At 56.8% G+C, this 17,816-nt stretch carries 15 protein-coding genes and 1 tRNA gene; 4 read left to right on the forward strand and 12 right to left on the reverse strand.

What is annotated here, in order from left to right; genetic code table 11:
- Positions 1-149: 149 nt before the first annotated feature.
- Positions 150-365, forward strand: a complete 216-nt coding sequence (locus PSEBG33_RS25230) for a hypothetical protein (protein WP_005783867.1) — start codon at positions 150-152, stop codon at positions 363-365.
- A gap of 33 nt (positions 366-398) precedes the next feature.
- Here PSEBG33_RS25230 and PSEBG33_RS25225 read toward each other — a convergent pair whose 3' ends face one another.
- Positions 399-2,474 carry a TonB-dependent receptor gene (locus PSEBG33_RS25225; protein WP_005783869.1) on the reverse strand — a complete coding sequence of 692 codons (2,076 nt, stop codon included), beginning with the start codon at positions 2,472-2,474 and terminating at the stop codon, positions 399-401.
- A gap of 408 nt (positions 2,475-2,882) precedes the next feature.
- Between PSEBG33_RS25225 and PSEBG33_RS25220 the strand changes: the two genes are divergently transcribed.
- A complete protein-coding gene (locus PSEBG33_RS25220) occupies positions 2,883-4,169 on the forward strand; it encodes an OprD family porin (protein ID WP_005783872.1) in 1,287 nt (428 codons plus the stop codon).
- Positions 4,170-4,254: 85 nt separating this feature from the next.
- Here PSEBG33_RS25220 and PSEBG33_RS25215 read toward each other — a convergent pair whose 3' ends face one another.
- From PSEBG33_RS25215 to PSEBG33_RS25200, 4 genes are all read right to left on the reverse strand, one after another.
- Positions 4,255-5,832 carry a M48 family metallopeptidase gene (locus PSEBG33_RS25215; RefSeq protein WP_005783874.1) on the reverse strand — a complete coding sequence of 526 codons (1,578 nt, stop codon included), beginning with the start codon at positions 5,830-5,832 and terminating at the stop codon, positions 4,255-4,257.
- A 13-nt stretch (positions 5,833-5,845) separates the two neighbouring features.
- Complete coding sequence (locus tag PSEBG33_RS25210; protein ID WP_005783876.1) at positions 5,846-6,211, reverse strand: hypothetical protein; 366 nt, start codon at positions 6,209-6,211, stop codon at positions 5,846-5,848.
- A 37-nt stretch (positions 6,212-6,248) separates the two neighbouring features.
- On the reverse strand, positions 6,249-7,592 hold the full coding sequence (locus PSEBG33_RS25205) for a CHASE2 domain-containing protein (protein ID WP_005783877.1): 1,344 nt from the start codon (positions 7,590-7,592) through the stop codon (positions 6,249-6,251).
- 372 nt (positions 7,593-7,964) lie between these two features.
- Positions 7,965-8,249: a DUF3077 domain-containing protein gene (locus PSEBG33_RS25200; protein WP_005783879.1), complete on the reverse strand. Its 285-nt coding sequence runs from the start codon at positions 8,247-8,249 to the stop codon at positions 7,965-7,967.
- A 543-nt stretch (positions 8,250-8,792) separates the two neighbouring features.
- Here PSEBG33_RS25200 and PSEBG33_RS25195 point away from each other — a divergent pair.
- Together PSEBG33_RS25195 and PSEBG33_RS25190 are read left to right on the forward strand one after the other, a co-directional pair.
- On the forward strand, positions 8,793-9,434 hold the full coding sequence (locus PSEBG33_RS25195) for a BRCT domain-containing protein (RefSeq protein WP_005783881.1): 642 nt from the start codon (positions 8,793-8,795) through the stop codon (positions 9,432-9,434).
- 706 nt (positions 9,435-10,140) lie between these two features.
- Complete coding sequence (locus PSEBG33_RS25190; protein WP_005783883.1) at positions 10,141-11,094, forward strand: DUF2971 domain-containing protein; 954 nt, start codon at positions 10,141-10,143, stop codon at positions 11,092-11,094.
- Positions 11,095-11,450: 356 nt separating this feature from the next.
- Here the strand turns inward: PSEBG33_RS25190 and PSEBG33_RS25185 are convergent, their stop codons facing one another.
- The 7 genes from PSEBG33_RS25185 to PSEBG33_RS25155 all read right to left on the reverse strand — a co-directional run bounded on the left by PSEBG33_RS25185 (position 11,451) and on the right by PSEBG33_RS25155 (position 17,544).
- Positions 11,451-12,608, reverse strand: coding sequence for an AAA family ATPase (locus PSEBG33_RS25185; RefSeq protein WP_005783885.1), 1,158 nt, complete (start codon positions 12,606-12,608; stop codon positions 11,451-11,453).
- A 190-nt stretch (positions 12,609-12,798) separates the two neighbouring features.
- A tRNA-Thr gene (locus PSEBG33_RS25180) sits at positions 12,799-12,874 on the reverse strand.
- 464 nt (positions 12,875-13,338) lie between these two features.
- Positions 13,339-14,526 (reverse strand): methyltransferase, encoded by a 1,188-nt coding sequence (locus PSEBG33_RS25175; protein ID WP_005783887.1) that lies wholly within the window; start codon positions 14,524-14,526, stop codon positions 13,339-13,341.
- The gene (locus PSEBG33_RS25170; RefSeq protein WP_032803763.1) at positions 14,507-15,196 is read right to left on the reverse strand and encodes an ABC transporter permease; all 690 of its coding nucleotides are present in this window, start codon (positions 15,194-15,196) and stop codon (positions 14,507-14,509) included. The genes PSEBG33_RS25175 and PSEBG33_RS25170 overlap by 20 nt, the downstream gene beginning before the upstream one ends.
- 38 nt (positions 15,197-15,234) lie before the next feature.
- On the reverse strand, positions 15,235-15,930 hold the full coding sequence (locus PSEBG33_RS25165) for an ABC transporter permease (protein ID WP_005783890.1): 696 nt from the start codon (positions 15,928-15,930) through the stop codon (positions 15,235-15,237).
- A gap of 74 nt (positions 15,931-16,004) precedes the next feature.
- Positions 16,005-16,757: an ABC transporter substrate-binding protein gene (locus PSEBG33_RS25160; protein ID WP_005783892.1), complete on the reverse strand. Its 753-nt coding sequence runs from the start codon at positions 16,755-16,757 to the stop codon at positions 16,005-16,007.
- A 13-nt stretch (positions 16,758-16,770) separates the two neighbouring features.
- Positions 16,771-17,544, reverse strand: coding sequence for an ABC transporter ATP-binding protein (locus tag PSEBG33_RS25155; protein ID WP_003187760.1), 774 nt, complete (start codon positions 17,542-17,544; stop codon positions 16,771-16,773).
- Positions 17,545-17,816: the final 272 nt, after the last annotated feature.

Here is a 17,816-nt window from a genome sequence, read left to right on the forward strand (position 1 = left end):
GGCTTTTTTGTATCTGAATGCCAAGGCGGACGGCACATTGGCATAGCTCTTGTATCGCTGTCGGCACAGTGAATCTGTGCGATGACTGCGCAGTTCTGTCACAAACCTTGAGTAAGTTAGCCGCTCACGCAGCAGGAGAGAGCGCTGAAATGAATGCCGATATCGACCTGATGAACACGCGCACGTTTCACCCCTTGCGAGTCAACGGCGATGCGATCCATGCGTTGGCACTGTGGTTGAAGACAAACGGCTTGCGACAGGTCAGGCAGGTGCCTGACTTGCGCAGCGTGATGAGAGAACGCTACCCGGTGGGGTTGTTCACAGAGGATGAAGTGCAGGCGTTATGCGAGTTGATGAATAAGTGAAGGCACACTGCAGTCAGTGTGCCAGATGAAATATCAGAAACTGTAGGTACCGGTGACCACCAGGCTACGCGGCTCCCCTGGTTGAATCTGCGCCGCACTGGTCGCCGAGGCGTAGTAATTTTTGTCGGCAATATTGTTCAGCGCCGCCCTCACGTCCCACTCTTTCTGACGGAACCCGGCCAGCGCGTCCCAGCGCCCGTATCCCGGCAGTACCACGGTGTTGAGGTTGTCGGCGTAGCGATCACCTACCAGGGTCAAACCGGTTTCGGCGTACCAGCCCATTTCCGGTTTCCAGGTGATGAACACGCTGGCATTGCGCTTGGCCACGTCGCTGATACGTTTGCCTTCAAAGCCGTTGTTGTCCTTCTCCACCTTGGCGTCCTGCAGGCCTATACCGCCGCGTACGTACCAGTTGTCGATGATCTTGCCGGTGGCCGTCAGCTCCACGCCGCGTGAGCGTTGCTCGCCGGTGAGCAGGGTGATGGTGCGGTCCAGCGGGTCGCTGGTGCGGCGGTTGTAGAGTTCCAGCTCGTACACGGCGAGGGTGGTGCTCAGGCGGTCGTCGAACCAGTCGCTCTTCACGCCGATTTCCTTCTGCCTGGTCAGCTCCGGGCTAAGGTCGTTGACGTTCCCGGCGGCGTTCGGCGTGATCCCGATCAGGCCGCCGCCCGCTGGCGAGAAGGTCTTGCTCCACGAGGCATAGAACGAATGATGCTCCAGTGGCGTCCACACCAGGCCGACGCGCGGGCTGGTGCTGTGGCTCTTCACGTTCTCCTGGGTGTTGAGCACCTTGCTGGTGGTGTCCACTTCAAAGCGGTCATAACGCAGCCCGCCCAATAGTTGCCACTGGTCGTTCAGGCGCAGTTGATCCTGCACGTACAGCGCGCTGCTTTCGACTTCAGTGTGGTTGTAACTCGACAGTCGCATGCTCCCGGTGTGGCTCAGGCGGCGATTGGGTTGGTTGAGGTCCAGGCTGGGGACCGTCCTGGCATCCCGAGCCGAGTACAGCTTCGGATCGCGGCGCTGGCTGCCCAGCTCGATACCGGTGAGCAGGCGATGCTCCAGGCCAAATGTGTCGAAACCACCCTCCAGCTCAAGGTTGTTGAAAACATTGCGGGTGGTCAGGTCTTGCTGCCAGTGTTGGCGGCTGACGCTGTTGGTTTTCGCGTCGTAGCCGGTCTGGTAAGTGTTGTCGAAATCGCTGTCGAGCTTGAACACACCGAGGGTGTGGCGCAGTTGCCAGTTGGCGTTGAGCTCGTAGGCGAGCTTGGAACGCAGTGACTGGGATTTATCGTCGATGTAGTCGCCGTGATCGAAATAAGTGGTGCTGCGGCTCACATCCGCCGGGCGCCCGTTGACCCCTGGAATGCCACGGTCCGGCGTGCGGTTATAGCGGCTGTATTCGTATTGCACCAGCCAGTTCAGGTCGGGCGTGAGCTGCCAGCTCATCGACGGCGCAAACAACTGGCGGTTGCCGCTGACGCCATCGCGAAAGCTGTTGTTGTCCTGGTTGCCCATGTTCAGGCGCAGGCTGATGGTGTCGCTCGGGTCGGCGCTCAGGTCGGCATACAGGCTGCGCAAATCGTTGCTGCCACCTTGGGCTTCGATACTCGACTTATGGCCCGGCGTGGGCAATTTGCTTACGCGGTTGACGATACCGCCCTGGCCACCTCGCCCGTACAGCACGGCGGCCGGGCCCTTGAGCACTTCGATACGCTCGATGTTGTGCAGGTCGCGCACGTACTGGCTGTCGTCGCGAATGCCGTCCAGATAGAAGTCATTGCTGGCGTCGAAACCGCGTATGCGCAGGCTGTCGAAGCGTGTGTCGGCGCCGCTGCTGACGTTGGGAATACCGCTTAACGCCTGGCCCAGGTCGTTGGTGCCGTAGGACCGCAGATTGTCGGTTTTTACTGAGTCGATCGCCTGGGGCACATAGCGTACGGAGGTCGCGGTGCGCGTGGCGGTGTTGGTCTCTTTGACCCGTGGGTCGTCTTCATCCGCTTCGGCATTGATCGAGGTCTCGGGCAATACGGTAGTCGCGCAGGCAAAACCGGCAGACAGCAGCATGGAGAGCCCAAGGGCGATGGGCGTCAGGCAAGGGGTGGGCATGGGGGTGTATCCAACAAGTTGGGCAGGAAATTTGCGCGAATGGTAATACTTTGCATTTGCGCGTGTTATCTATTCCCTGTCGTGTCGCTGGCAGATTTGTTACTTGATGTGTTTTTTACCGCTGCCGTAGGTCATTCAATCGTTTTCAGCGTAGTGCTTTAGCTCGCCCCTTAGACGAATATCGCCTAAATACAGACGATTCACGAAATTGACACATAGTTCAACGCCCGCATAGGATTGCGCCCAACGCCTGTGGCTCACCGCCATGACTTACTCCAATAAAAAAAGGCCCGCGGCAGTTCAGTCGTCCGCGGGCTTTCTTTTTGCGGCAAAGGTCGACACCAGAAATAGCAACATGGAGCCTGGTGTCACAGCGCGTACTCAACCCGTAATAAGGAATATAAGAATATGTTGAAGCAACGGATGAGTCTGATCGCTCTGGGGATTTTGAGCGCATCGACAGCAATGGCAAACGACCAGGAGCAATCCAAGGGGTTTGTTGAAGATAGCCACCTGAACATCGCCGCACGTAACGCCTACATCAGCCGTGACTACAAAAACGGCAAGCAGGACAAAGCTGAATGGGGCCAAGGCTTCATCGGCAAGTTCGAGTCCGGCTTCACCCAAGGCACCGTCGGTGTGGGTGTGGATGTGATTGGCCAATACGCTATCCGTCTGGACGGTGGTAAAGGCCGCAGCGGCGCTGGCGGTATCGACTTCTTCAAGCAAGGTGACAGCGGTGAAGCCGCCAACGACCTGGCCAAAGGCGGCGCGGCCGTGAAGGCGCGTATCTCCAACACCGTGATCAAATACGGTCAGCAAATGCCGGCCGTACCGGTCCTGCAGTACGATAACTCGCGCTTGCTGTCGGAAACCTATGAGGGCACCTCGATTGTTTCCAAAGAGATCGCCGGCCTGCAACTGGACGCCGGTCACTTCACCAAGGAAGCTCGCAAGAGCGCCGAGGGCAGCGACAGCGGCCGCTTGAAGAGCATCAACTACATCGGCGGTAGCTACAAATTCACCGAAAGCCTGTCGGCTGCCCTGTATGCCTCCGACATGCAGGACGTGCTGAAAAAGCAATACGTCAACGTCAACTACGTGCTGGCCCTGCCAGAGAAGCAATCGCTGACGTTTGACTTCAACGGCTACAAAACCAAGCTTGATCGCAGTTTCGCCCTGGAAAACCAAGGTGATGCGGACGCGCGCGACAACAAGATCTGGAGCCTGGGCGCGACCTGGGCCGTTGGCGCGCACAGCTTCACCCTCGCTCACCAGCGAAGCACCGGCGACACTGGCTACCTGTACGGCGGCTACCGCAACGCTGGCGGCATCGGCGACGGCGGCAATACCATCTTGCTGGCCAACTCCTACTGGTCCGACTTCAACGGCAAGGACGAGCGTTCCTGGCAAGCAGGTTACGGCATCGATTTCGCCACCTTCGGCGTACCGGGCCTGACCTACAACATTGCCTACGTGCGTGGCACCAACATCGACGACGGCAGCGGCCGTGGCGATGGCACCGAGCGTGAAATCTGGAACCAGTTCAAGTACGTCGTACAGAGCGGCCCAGCCAAAGACCTGAGCCTGCGTGCTCGCGCCTCGTGGCTGCGCGTTTCCAACAACGCCAGCAACTACAACGTAGGCGGTAACGAAATCCGTCTGTTCGCCGACTACCCGATCAACGTTTTCTAATTGATCGAGCGTCGTGCCTGATGCCAGGCAATAAAAAACCCCGACTGGTTCGGGGTTTTTTTATGCCAGGTGCGAATGTTGCCGCCTAGGCCTTGGCCGGTGCGAGCTTCTTGCAGTTTTCCTTGCGTGTCGGGTACTGCTCGCATTTGCGCAACACCGTTTGCACCTGCTGCGCATTCTGCAGTTGCTGGTTGGCCAACAGCTTTTCGGTGATGAACAGCTCCTCCGAGCCCAGATTGCGTTCAGCCTTGTCGATCATCGCCAGAGCCGATTGCCCATCACCCCGCTTGAGGTGGTAGCTGATCATCAAGTCATAGGTGGAGGGGCCGGCCAGGGACCAGTCCTTGATCGCCTGCAACTCTTTCACCGCTTCGCTGTTTTTGCCCTGGGCCAGGCGCACGGTATAGGCCGTGCGCCGAATGCTCGGCTGGTCCTTAACCGGTGACGCCAGGGCCTTGCGGATAAACCCTTCGGCATCCGGCACCTTGTTTTTCTCCAGGGCATCGATGGCGAAGTACGCGTCTTTATAACCCTGTAAGGCCTTCGCCACTTGCGGCGTAGTCTTCATCTTCGACCAGCTTTGTGGGTTGACCCGAGCGCGGCGTTCCTGGCGATATTCGCGTTGCAAGTACTGGCGCAGCTCGGTGTCACGGTCCATCGCCGACATGTGCGAGCGGTTGAAGTATTGCGTGGTTGCGGTGATGCTGGTGGTCAAGCCGTCCTTGACCAGCACGTCGAGCTCTTTGGTGAACTGGTTGAGATTGAACTGCTGCAGCGAATCCTGCATGGCATTCTTGCGCGCCGTGAGGAAGCCCGTGAGCAAGGGTTTCTGCTTGCCCTGGAAATCATTGAGGCGCTCCAGGCTATGGGTAGCTGCGCGCGGGGCGTAACCGGCGCGGATCATCAAGTCGGTGCCGAGCAGGTCGGCCTGGTCTTCCTGGCTGCGGCCCCAGGCGGTGCTCCATACCTGATCGGAAAAGGTATTGGCCAGTGCGGTGTACAGCACGGTGTTACCGATGGTCTTTTGTGTGCCGGCCGGGTCTTTACTGAACAGTTTCATCGTTCCGGAGCTGCGGTCGACGCCCGTATCGGCAGCCATAGTGGCCAAGGCGACCGTGGAGGCGACGGTGGTGAACATGTCTTTCTGCTGCTGGAAGGCAGCCATGCGGTCATGGTGATGCAGCAACACGTGGCTCATTTCATGGCCGAGCATTGCCGCAATTTCGTCTTCGCTGGCGACGTTGTCCAGCATACCCAGCGGCACGAACAGGTTGCCGTAAGGGTCTGCCGACGGCCCGAACCCATAGCTGTCGGTAATCTTCACCTGCAGCGGCGGCAACTCCCCCGGCCAGCCCTTGGACAAGCGCGTGACAATGCCCTGCAAGTAGGCTTGCAGCATCGGGATATCCACCAGGTTCTGCTGACGCGCTTCGGCAGCCGGCACCGCCCGCCCGTCGTAGCTCAGGCGCTGTTGGCTCTGGCGTTGTGGGTCGAGCTTGTAATACTGGCGTACGTCAGTGTTGTCCACGTAGTGGCCCTGAACTCGGGACTGGGTCGAAGGCCCCACCAGGTTCAGGAATGCCTGGTCCGCGCCCTTCAAGGTCGCGCAACCGCTGAGTACCGAACTGGCCAATAGGCTGGCCGCCACGAGATATCCCTTCACCGCACCGCTCCTTTTATTGATTGCAACCGGCACCAAAACCAATGGTGGAGTTATTGCGGCTGTCTTTGGCCTGGCTTTTGGTCAGGCCCTGGCAGGGCAGGTCGACGACGTTCAGCGGCGGCTCGATGCGCAGGTCCATGGTGTCCAACCAGACCTTCTGGCCCGCCAGCTCGACCTGCACCAGGTCCAGCGCCTGGTTGTACTGCAACACCGGTACGGGCTGGGTGGGCGCATCCTTTTTCGCCAACTCACGTTGTTGCTTGCCTTGCTCGTCCAGTACGGTCACAGGGTCGGCCAGGAACGCTTTGACACTGTGAGTTTCCGCCCAGGCACCCTGGGTGAAGAGGGCGGTGAGCAAAACGATGAGACTTCTGTTCATCCTTGAATTCCTTGAGTCAAATGACAAAACGGCACACTCAGCGGTCGCGGTCGAAGAAGGCTTCGATCCGCTCGCTGAACAACACCAACGACAGCAATACAATGCCCAGGACGTTGACCGGGGTGATGTCATTGAGGCTCAGCAACACACTGACCGCCACCAACATCGACATCACCAACAGCCACGAGGGGCACGGCGAAGTAAAAAACCAGATTTCCTGGCGCCGCCACGGGCTCCAGGTGCGCTGGCCCGCCAGGCGACGTGCGTGCAGTGCCTTGAGCACGGCAATCAACGCCAGCAGCCCGAGCTCCAGCAGGTCCAGCCAATTGAAGGGCAAGCGGGGAAAGTCGGCCGGTTCATGGTCGTAGTCCATGCCAGAATTGATCAGGTTATCCAGGGCCATGGCGTGCAAGTACACGCCGGGGAGTTGGCCATGTACCGGCGACTCAACCAGATCCCCCGTGGACGCGATATTGGCGCCCACCAGCACCAGGCGGTCGCGCAGCAACTCTGCGATCAATGCCTGATCGTCAGGGTCGCTGACCTCCAGGTCACTGGCCGACAACGTCAGCGTATAAGGGCACCGCGCCTGGGCCGAGTCATCAAGCTTCCAGAACACGGCCTGAAAGAACTGCGCCACCCCATCCAGCAAAAAATGCCGCGCGGGCGCGCAGTGGCTGATATCGGCAATCCGCGCCTGTTCCGCCGCCAGCTTCAGCCCCCATTGCACAGCAATGGGCTGGCGCTGCGCAGCGGTCTGCGCATCCACCGGCGGCTGTTTGCAATGTTGCGTGGCACAAAACTCGCGGTACAGCGCCATTGCTGGGGTTTCTAAAAGCCCTGCCTGTGTGTGCATGGCCAACGGGTACTTGTCGTCCACCCCCTCCCACACCACCAGTGCTGGGCGGCTCACCTGCATAAAAGGCGCCAGCGTATTGGCCTGGCCCGCCTCCGCACGCGTCAACCCGGTATTGGCCAACCACAGCGAGATGCCCTGGCGCTGATAACGCTCAAACACATTCGCCAGCAACTGACTGCCCCGCGCCGGGTCGCCCAACGAGTGATCATGGCTGTACAGCAAATCCACAAACACCGCCCGAGGCTTGTACGCCAGCAAGCGCTTGAACAACTTGCTCTGCTCGCCGTAGGGCATTGGCCAGGAGGTGTCGTTGCGCATCAGGTAGGCATCATCGATCAACACCACCGCCACCCGCTGCTGCCCAAGGCTCGGGTAGTGGCTGGCGAACATACGATTGAGCCACTGCGCCGACGCCTTGTCGCTGGAACTGGCCAGGCCGAAAGGATCAAGAATCGCCAGCAACACGATGATGACCGCCAGCCAATAGCGGCGGTATTTGAACAGAGGAGGGTTCGACAACATCCATGTCTCGATTAAAGGCACAAGCAAGGCGTAATGCTGTTCAGTTAAGCGTACATCGCCCTCTGTAGGAGCGAGCTTGCTCGCGAAAAACGTCAACGATAACGCGTGTTTCCTGATTGAACGCGGCGCCTGTGGTTTTTCGCGAGCAAGCTCGCTTCTACAAAAAGCCTTAACTGAACGACATTACAAGCAAGGCGGGGTTTTTAACGGAGTGGGGAGGGGGTGTCAACTGGGAAAGTGGCTAAGTGCCATATTGCTATGGGCGCACGGACCGTCATTCGCAAAAAGCCCCAACCTATTCAGGCCAGGGCTTTCCTCTGTGGGAGCCGGGCTTGCCCGCGATGACGTCAGCCCGCGCACCACACGACTTCTTTATTGCTCAACATTCCCAGGCGACTCCAACACCTTCACCACATCATCAATCACCGCCTTGCTCATCTCCTGCAAATAATGCGACGCCCAGGCATAACGGTCCGTGTCCTGCGTCATCGCCGCGTCTTCCGCGAGCAGCTTGGCGAGGTGGAGCAGGTCAGAAACGTGATGCAAGGCTTCATGCAGGGAAACACCGCTGTTGACGCGGAACAGAGGTTGGTCGGAGTGAAAGGAAAAGGGGGTGACGCCGAGGGTGGTTAACGCAGACGCATTTGTAACGGTCATCGGTAAAACTCCCGTATCTAGTGAGAGCTACCACGTTCGTTCTCAGGCGAATGGGTGGCAGCTATGCGCAGGCTGAGAAACCGGAGATACAGGAACCCGGCAGACCCGAAGGTCTCCCACGCACAGCCGCCATTGCACGAAGTGTGAGGCGAAAAAAACGCCTGCAAATCGGGTTTTTGGGGCGCTTGGTGCGCCTGCATCTTGCCGGGTTCTCAGGCCCGGTCGCTGAATTGGCAGCGACAGGAGGGAGGGTAGCGTGGTGGGGCTTGGGGAGCAATCGGGAAAATGGATTGGTTAGGCGCCTGCTGGGTTAAGAGCAGGGATCGACTGATGTGTTTCCATCGAGGGATCGCTTCGTTGGCTGAGGGTGGATTGATACAAGAGATCCTCTGTCTTCCCTAGCATTCGCCCCAATCTGATCGCGCACGTACGCGGTCAGGCCGCCATTCTGCTTCAATCAGTACGCTATAAGCCTTGAGCCACACCATTTATCCGCTAATGTTTCGATATCGAATCAGTACCCACCTCAAAGGAATAACCGTAATGGATCTACACAACGAGTTTGAAAGCAGCAAATTCTTCCATCGCGACCGAATCGATCGACGTGCTGCTGATGCCTTGGTGGGGTTGGCCGCTGGGATCACCGCAGACGGTGCAGTGAACATCACTGAAGCGGTTTTTTTGAAGCAGTGGTTGGAGAACAATCTCGCGCACTTGAACGATCCGGTGATAAATCTGCTGTATTCGCGTTTGGCATGCATGCTTCAGGACAATGCGTTGGACAAGGATGAATCTTTAGAGCTGCTTAACATTCTGCGTGGTTTTTCTGGAATGGGTATTGAAAGACCGAAGATCGGCGGCACCGTTGTCGTTGCTCCGACGGATCTTCCTTTCAATTCACCGGCTCCTGATTTGGTGTGGGACGGCCGGATGTTCGTATTCACGGGGGTCATGACCTTTGGACCGCGTAAAGAATGTCAGGCGCTGGTCGAAGAGCGAGGCGGTTTGATTGGAGGGAGTGTGAGTAAAAAGGTGCATTACCTGGTGGTCGGTAGTGTGGGTAATGAGCAGTGGCGCCACAGTACTTATGGAACGAAGATCATAAAGGCCGTGGAGTTACGCGAGGCGGGAGCTTCCATTGCCATTGTGGGGGAGGATCATTGGCAAAGGATGCTTTTTGGTTGAGGTTAACTCATTGTGAAAGGTCGCCGGTGTCTAGACCGAGACGGGCATCGGTGGCTTGACGTCCTCATCGTTCGGAGGCTCGCCCTCACGGGTGGCCGTGTGTGGACGTAAAGTGGATGTGCAGAAACAATAAAGCCCTCACATTTCTGCGAGGGCTTCGTTTTGTATGGTGCGGCACCAGACGAACGGTATGTTTCGGCGGGGCTAGATTTTTCGGACGTCTGGAGTTCGTTTGGAAATTCGGCGTACTCCAACAAGCAACTATAAATAAATCAGCTAGTTATGGCGTTCGGTGGAATCGAACTCGGGATTTTTTAGATGTCAGCACTTTGTCGGACTGCAAGTAATTCAGAGCCGCATACGTAATGGTAAACCTCCTGAATTCAAACATTGTCGATCATCCCCTCTGTAGAGAATAGGCAGAAATTCGCCGAAAGCTGCCCGCGGTAACAGGCAGCAGACGACCAGAAGCGGTCTCTCGCTGACACCAGCACAGGCTATAGACACGTTGCCAACGACTTCGTAACCTCCAGTCTACTGTTGTCGCTTTTTTCCCTCAGCCAATGTCGCCTTTGAACCATCGGCTAAATCAGGGCTTGGGTTACAGGTGAGCCACGGATGATATGCGACACAAATGGTGTAAAATATTAACTCACGTGTGCCGTTTAATTATACTTATATTTTTGAACGCTAAGAGGAAGCGCCATTGAAGCAGCTCTTTAAATACATGAGCGAACCTCGGGATTTTTTCGAAAAAGGATTTATTCGTCTCTCGCAACCAAGCGTATTGAATGATCCATTTGAGGCGGCGTTCTGCCGTAAAAGTTTAGATGAACTGGCCAGTCACTTCGATGAACCGACCTCTTGGGACCCAGAATTTGGAGAGTTGAAGTTTTCGCAGTATGTTGATTTACGGATGCACCACATCGGCGTGATAAGTTTCACTGAAAGTAAAGAAAATTTACTAATGTGGGCACATTATGCCAATGAACACAAAGGGATTGTTGCTGGTGTAGCATACCACCCTGAAATGGGGTCAATTTTTGAGAGTCTATTTAGGGCAGACTCCTTGATAAATTCTGCTTGGGGCGAGGAATGGTCGAAATTCGATGGCGCTCCTGTACCTGTTTTTTATAGAAAAGGCTTGAGATACCGAAACGATAAGTTTGATTATGACTATTCAAATATCTCAGCAGAGGGGGCCGATAGAGTTCTATATGAGGTTTTTTTACAAAAGAGTGATGAGTGGATTTATGAACAAGAGCATCGCGTGATTCTTAGGCTGGAGCAAGCTGATCGAGTGATAGTTCCAAACATCAGCTCTATTGGCAATTTGCACATACAAAACAGGATAAAAAACTCAAGCTATTCAGTTTTAAACACCGATTCACGCTCATGCATTGTTAATCTATTTGAGGTTGCCGACGGCGCTGAGCGTACGGCTGTAGCAATGGAGTTGGCCAAGTTAAGCAAAAATCCCAAGACCATATATCTGATGAAATTATCATCTGGCTCAATAAATAATTGCTTGATAGGCTTAAATTCGAACTTTACCAAAGCTGACATTCAAGGAAAGCACGCCTGCTCTACCGGATATTTGGATATCTGGAAAGCCACCAGAAACATGGACTATTACAGTATAGAGTTTGAGGAAATATAAGAAGCCAATTATTCACGCGCCCTCGGCGCTGGACACTGAATGAACGTCCCCAAAAGACGCTAAACTACTAAATACTTGCGGACAGCTTCAGCCAATGCGTTGCACCCACCGGTTGAGTCTGGCGTACGCCAATGTCAGCTTTGGGTCGACAGTTGTCCGTTATGAAGAGCTGGAATTGGCCAGAAGCAGCCCGTCGGATTAGAAATCCGTTTGATGCGAAACCGAATCTCCACAACAGCCTTGTAACAATGCCCATGGCCTTTTCACCTTCAACAATCTAACGATGGAGACTAGGGCAAAACTTAAAGGGTAAAAGGTGACTAGGTTAAAAGGTGACAGATTTATTTCAGCGTTCCCTAGCTCCCTCCAATCAACGCCCGCTCCTCCAACCAAATCTCCTGAACAAACTGATCCGTAATCGCATAAATCCCATGCCCGCGCCGCATGATGATGTTCTCCGCCACCAGTGCAATCACTACCGGTTGAATCTCTTCAACCCGCACTTCGCGGCCGACCATTTTTGAATACTCAGCGGCTGCATCAATAGAGAATATCCCGCGGGCATCCCCTTCGGTTGCGGCGATTTTGTTGAAAATCGCCTGAGCCAGGCTGCCCAGTTGCTCGACTTTTTCAAGCTCAATATTCGCTGCCGCCGAGCGTAATGTGCTGGCAATCACGGGGAGGAAAAGGTCGGGATCACCCTCCTGCTGCAAGAGTTGGCGCAGGGCCTTTAGCATTTCCTCAGGTCTATTCCCCAAGGTGTTGAATGCCTCGATGGCAACTTCGAGAGAGGGGAGCTTTTCTTTCTTTACCGTCATCGCAAGACGATTGAGCAGAAACTCGACGTAATCACCTTTTAGCAGCGGATACGCAGCTGACGTGGCGCCGGAAAATGCCTGATTGCGTTTGGCGGTTAACTCACTTACTTGCGCCCTATGAGAGCCAGTACCAATAAAGAGGAAATACCCTGGCGTATCAGGGCGTGGATTGATCGCATCACGTGCAGCCTTGAGTGCCAGTAGCAGCTGATTCCCGTCATCAGAGGAAATGGCGTGTTGCACTTCGTCGATGATCAGCACTAGATCGGTCTTCGCCTGGTCGACCACCTCTGTCAGTGCTTGAGCCAATGTCGGGCCGTCTGGGTTACCGACGCTGTCGAGCTTGAAACCGAATTTGAATCCCGCTGCACCGAAGTCAACGTTGCTGACGCGCTTGAGCATCTCCAGTGCCGACGAGCCTGGGGTTTGTAGTTCTTTCAGGGTTTTGTGGATGGCGTTGTGCACGAGCGTTGCCGGGTTGGCCAGCGTGTCACTCCAGAGGTCGACGTAGATCACCAGGGCGCCTGCTGCTTCCAGGGCTGGGATCAGGTCATTTCTCAGAAAAGTCGTTTTACCCGTGCGGCGCAGGCCAGACAGAAAAAGGCCTGAGCGCAAGCCTTCATCAAGCACTCCTGGGTTCAGAAGCTGGTTCGCCATCGATTCAGCCAATTCAGGGCGTTGAAATATGCTGCTCATGCAATTATCCCTTTTTATGGATACGCCATAATTATTGCCAGTTCATAATTTAGCATAAAGCTCAAAAAATGGACTTCTGGTACAGCACATCGCAATTTCAGAGGCTTTGAAAGGGTGGCGTCAGAGGTGAGGAATATAGATCGCCAGAAACAACAAAGCCCCCACATTTCTGTGGAGGCTTCGTTTTATATGGTGCCGGCACCAGGAGTCGAACCCGGGACCTACTGATTACAAGTCAGTTGCTCTACCAACTGAGCTATACCGGCGTGTTAGGGCGACGATTATAGCGATTGGAAAGGTTCTGTAAACCCCTGAATTCTGACTATTTTTGCAAAAACCAAGGTTTCTTGCGATTAGCGTGTTTTCCACACGGCGTGGCAGCGTAAAAAGCCGTCACTTCGGCGTCATGCCAGGTACCCCGCGCACCTGAGCGATCCGACGCCCAACGAGGTTCTCCGCCCGCTGAAACCGCCAAAAACCACCCTGCAAAGTCCGCTTTATACGTTTAACGTCTGATGCTTATGCACAATCGGTTGGTAACAGCTGTCACGAAACGGCCATTTTGTGCAGCCGTTCTCAACACGCTGCAACTGCCTGTTTTGCGTGCGTTTTATTTTGTGAACAAAAAATGACCAGCCTCGCTTTTGGCGTTCAATGCCGATTGCTACAGCCTCTGCAAAGATTCCATCAACAGAGTTATCCACAGGGCGCGTGTTGGAAATTTTGCACCTTATTCGCGCTGGGCCAGCACCATCAGGTTGCGTGGGGTGAGTGTTGGTTCGCAGAAGGTGCCGACCTCGACGTTGTAGCCCTGTTCGCTCAAAAACAGGGCGCGGTCCAGCACCAGCCACATTTCCAGTGGGCGTCGAAACAAACCCCTTACCAACTCCAGGTTTCGCACTTCGGCCAGGCGCTGCCAGCCGTGGGCTTCGAGCGCCGGCCAGTCTTGTTCACCTGTGGATAAATTCTTGAGGTTTGCCAGCTCGCGGCAGTAGTCGGCGAAGGATTTATCCAGCCAACTGGTGGGCAGGGAGGGCGTCGGCAGGTAGTCGTCGCAGCCGCGCAGTTGCCGCTGTAGTCGATCAAAGCCCAGGCGCCGCGCCATGGAGGTGTCCCGTTGCTGGCGCACGCGGTTGCCGGCGGTGACGGTTTCGCTCAGGGGTAATCCCAGATCGTCGATCGACAGGGGTAGCAAGGAGGCGCGCCCGGCGGCGGACAGTGCCTGGTAGCGCTCGGCATTGATGCGGTTGTAGCAGCAGGGCGCCAGGGCCAATTGTTTGCAGCCAGCGGCGCTGGCCAGTTGCAGCAGGCGCACGTGCAGGTCGCCGCAGGCGTGCAGGGCCACAGGTGTGTGTTCGGGGTCGATCGCTACATCGGTCATCACGTCTTGCAGGCAATGGGCAGCGGGCAAGCTGTGGTGATCGCTCAGGGCTTGGCCGGACGCAATCAGGGCCGGGTCATATTCCAGGCAGGTCAACCGTTGGCCGGGTTGCAGCAGGCGGCGGCCAAGATGGCCTTTGCCGGCGCACCAGTCCAGCCAGTGGGCAGGCGTCTGGGCAAAAGTCAGTGCGGCGCCGAAGGCTTCGATCTGTTGCCACTTGCGCCCGGGCACATCCACATTCAAACGATGGCGAGCAGGCTCAAGGGTGTGCGTGGGTAACTTATCCACAGTGCTGAGGCGCAGCGCGTGAGCGGCCAGCTGTGGAAAAGGTGCGGGCGCGGGCAGGTCGTAAGGTTGGTTGTGACTGGCTTCAGCTTCGGCCAACGAACGCCGACGCAGCCACTGGGATAACTCGGGATGCTCGGTTTCCCAGGGCAACTGCAACTGAGTAAAGGGCCGTGGTCGCCACAGCCCTTGGTACTCGATCAGGAATGCATCCAGTGCCTGGAAGCGTGCCTCAACGTCCTTGGCACGCATCGACGCGCAGCCACTTTTCCAGCAGTTTGAAACCGCGCACCAGCACGTAGGCCATCAGCAGGTAGAACAAGCCCGCGGCGAAGAAAATCTCTACCGGCAGGTAAGTGCGGGCAATGATGGTGCGCGCCATGCCGGTCAGTTCCAGCAGGGTCACGGTACTGGCCAGGGCGCTGGCCTTGAGCATCAGAATCACTTCGTTGCTGTAGGCCGGCAGGCCGATGCGCGAGGCGCGGGGCAGGATGATGTAGAACAGCGTTTTCGGTTTGGACATGCCCAATGCCCGCGCTGCTTCGATCTCGCCCGGCGGAATGGCCTGGATTGCACCGCGCAGGATCTCGGCGATATAGGCGGCGGTGTGCAGGGTCATGGTGGCAGTGGCGCACCAGAACGGGTCGCGCAGGTACGGCCACATGAAACTGTTGCGCACCGCGTCGAACTGCGCCAGGCCGTAATACACCAGGAACAGCTGCACCAACAACGGCGTGCCACGGAAGAAGAAAATGTAGCCATAGGGCAGGGCGCTCACGTACCAGCGGCGCGAAGAGCGCGCGATACCCAGTGGAATCGCCAGCAGCAGGCCGGCGATCACGGCGATTGCCACCAGCTCCAGGGTCAAAGTCGCGCCCTGGGCCAACTTCGGCAGCCACTTGATGATCACGGCCCAGTTCAGGCCCAGGTCAAAGTGCGATAGCCAGCTGTAGTCGCCGCTCATTGGGTGCTCCTTGCAAAGCCGCGGGCGGCGCGTTTTTCCAGGAAGTGCATGCTGGTCATCGCCAGTACGGTCAGGCCCAGGTACATGAACGCTGCGACCATGAAGAAGGTGAATGGCTGCTTGGTGACGGTCACACCGATTTGCGCGTGGCGCATGATTTCTTCAAGGCCGATCACCGACACCAGTGCGGTGTCTTTCATCAGGATCATGAATAGGTTGCCCAGGCCCGGGAGGGCGATACGCCACATCTGCGGCATGATCAACCGGGTGAAAATCCGAAATTTCGACAGCCCCAATGCCACACCGGCTTCGCGGTGGCCCTTGGGAATGGCGAGGATCGCACCGCGAAACACTTCGGTGGCGTAGGCGCCGAAGCACAGGCCCAGGGCGATGACGCCGGCGGCGAAGGCACTCAGCGACAGGTCGGGGTTGCCAAAAAACTCACCCAGGGCACGCATCAGGTTGACGGTGCCGAAGTAAATCAGCAGCACCCACAGTAATTCGGGAATACCGCGAACGATGGTCGAATACGCACCGCCCAGCCATTGCAGCGGCTTGTACGGCGAAGTCTTGGCCAGGGCGCCGGCAAGGCCGAGCACCAGCCCCAGGCACAGGGCCGTGAGCGCCAGTTTGACGGTCATCAGCGCGCCGGCGGCGAGGGCCGGGCCGAATCCGTAGAGATCGAAATTCATGGTGTTTTCATATCGCGGCAGGCATTGCTAAAAGCCGACGCGCCCACAGGAGCGCGCCGGGCAGGTCGTTCAGATCATTCGATGCTGAACGGGAAGTACTTGTCGTTGATCTTCTTGTAGGTGCCGTCTGCCTTGATCTCTGCCAGGGCTTTGTTCAGGCGCTCGCGCAATGGGTCGCCCTTGCGTACGGCGATACCGATCTTGTCGCTTTCCACCACCGGATCGCCTTTGAACTCATAGGCCGAACCGTCTTTGCTCTTGAGCCACTCGTACTGCACGTACTTGTCGGCGAGGATGCCGTCGAGGCGACCGGAGGTCAGGTCGAGGTAGGCGTTTTCCTGGGTGTCGTAGAGCTTGGCTTCGGTGTCCGGCAGCTTGTCTTCCAGGTAGGTACCGGCCAGCGTTGCACGCTGTGCACCGATCACCTTGCCCTTCAGGTAAGCGGCGTCAGTCTTGAAGTCTGCTGTGGCTTTTGGCGCAATGAACTGCAGCTTGTTCGAGTAGTACGGGTCGGTGAAGTCAACCGCTTGCTTGCGCTCATCGGTGATCGACAGCGAAGACACCAGGAAGTCGAACTTCTTGGCGTTCAAGGCCGGGATGATGCCGTCCCAGTCGGACACATACACTTCGCACTTCTCGACTTTCATCTTGGCGCACAAGGCGTCGCCGATGTCCTTGTCGAAGCCCACTACGTTGCCGCTGGCGTCTTTATTGTTGAACGGTGGGTAAGCCGCTTCGATCCCCATTTTCAAGGTTTCTGCCATGGCCGTGGCGCTGAACGCCATCGAGACGGCCGCGGCCAGAAGGAATTTCTTATAGGTCTGCATGCATGTTGCTCCGTTAGCGGTTGCTGGACATGAATTGTTTGCAGCGCGCCGAAAGCGGGTTTTCAAACACCTGCTGTGGCGATCCTTGCTCTTCGACCAGGCCCTGGTGCAAAAACACCACTTCGCTGGATACCTGGCGGGCGAAGCCCATTTCGTGGGTGACCAGCAGCATGGTGCGGCCTTCTTCGGCCAGTGCGCGGATCACATTAAGTACTTCCTGAACCATTTCCGGGTCAAGCGCCGACGTGGGTTCATCGAACAGGATGACTTTAGGTTGCATCGCCAGGGTGCGCGCAATCGCCGCCCGTTGTTGCTGGCCGCCGGAGAGTTGTGCAGGGTACGCGTGGCGCTTGTCGGCAATACCGACCTTGGCCAGCAAGGCCTCGGCCACTTCTATTGCTTCAGCCTTGCTTTGGCCGAGCACGCGACGAGGGGCCTCGATGATGTTGTCGAGGATGCTCATGTGCGGCCACAGGTTAAAGTTTTGAAACACAAAACCAATTTCGCTGCGCAGGCGGTTGATCTGCTTGCCGTCGGCGGCCATCAGCTCGCCGTTTTTTGCGGCTTTGAGCTTGAGCTCTTCGCCAGCTACCAGGATCTGGCCCTGATGCGGGTTTTCCAGCAGGTTGATGCAACGCAGGAAGGTGGACTTGCCGGAACCGGAGGAACCCAGGATCGAGATCACATCGCCGTCGCGAGCGGTCAGCGAGATACCCTTGAGTACCTCAAGCTCACCATAGCGTTTGTGCAAGTTGCGGATTTCAAGCGCGGGCGTGGCCTGGGCCATGTGCGGTCCTCATTGTGTTCGTTGCGATCTTCGCTGTTGGGCCGCCTTCCTGGCGAGGCGCCAAGCTAGCATAGCGTTTGGATGACAGCCAACAGCGCTGCGGACGGTTAACTGGTGGTCTGCGGCAGTGTGTCGCATCGGCGCAGTAGCGTGTCGCGCCATCAACAACCTACAGACGTTTGAACCGGAAAGATCCACAGGCTTCGCGTAAAAAAGGGCGCGATGGTGCCAGCTTTGGCCGGGTGTTGGAAGGGTTAACCGGGCAAACGGTC

This window comes from Pseudomonas synxantha BG33R, assembly GCF_000263715.2.
GTDB lineage: Bacteria > Pseudomonadota > Gammaproteobacteria > Pseudomonadales > Pseudomonadaceae > Aquipseudomonas > Aquipseudomonas synxantha_A.

Coding starts and splice junctions, on each gene's coding strand:
- PSEBG33_RS25185 (WP_005783885.1), bottom strand. CDS start 12,608: ATGAGCAGCATATTTCAACGCCCTGAATTGGCTGAATCGATGGCGAAC.
- PSEBG33_RS25225 (WP_005783869.1), bottom strand. CDS start 2,474: ATGCCCACCCCTTGCCTGACGCCCATCGCCCTTGGGCTCTCCATGCTG.
- PSEBG33_RS25195 (WP_005783881.1), top strand. CDS start 8,793: ATGGATCTACACAACGAGTTTGAAAGCAGCAAATTCTTCCATCGCGAC.
- PSEBG33_RS25160 (WP_005783892.1), bottom strand. CDS start 16,757: ATGCAGACCTATAAGAAATTCCTTCTGGCCGCGGCCGTCTCGATGGCG.
- PSEBG33_RS25210 (WP_005783876.1), bottom strand. CDS start 6,211: ATGAACAGAAGTCTCATCGTTTTGCTCACCGCCCTCTTCACCCAGGGT.
- PSEBG33_RS25230 (WP_005783867.1), top strand. CDS start 150: ATGAATGCCGATATCGACCTGATGAACACGCGCACGTTTCACCCCTTG.
- PSEBG33_RS25165 (WP_005783890.1), bottom strand. CDS start 15,930: ATGAATTTCGATCTCTACGGATTCGGCCCGGCCCTCGCCGCCGGCGCG.
- PSEBG33_RS25200 (WP_005783879.1), bottom strand. CDS start 8,249: ATGACCGTTACAAATGCGTCTGCGTTAACCACCCTCGGCGTCACCCCC.
- PSEBG33_RS25175 (WP_005783887.1), bottom strand. CDS start 14,526: ATGCGTGCCAAGGACGTTGAGGCACGCTTCCAGGCACTGGATGCATTC.
- PSEBG33_RS25155 (WP_003187760.1), bottom strand. CDS start 17,544: ATGGCCCAGGCCACGCCCGCGCTTGAAATCCGCAACTTGCACAAACGC.
- PSEBG33_RS25205 (WP_005783877.1), bottom strand. CDS start 7,592: ATGTTGTCGAACCCTCCTCTGTTCAAATACCGCCGCTATTGGCTGGCG.
- PSEBG33_RS25220 (WP_005783872.1), top strand. CDS start 2,883: ATGTTGAAGCAACGGATGAGTCTGATCGCTCTGGGGATTTTGAGCGCA.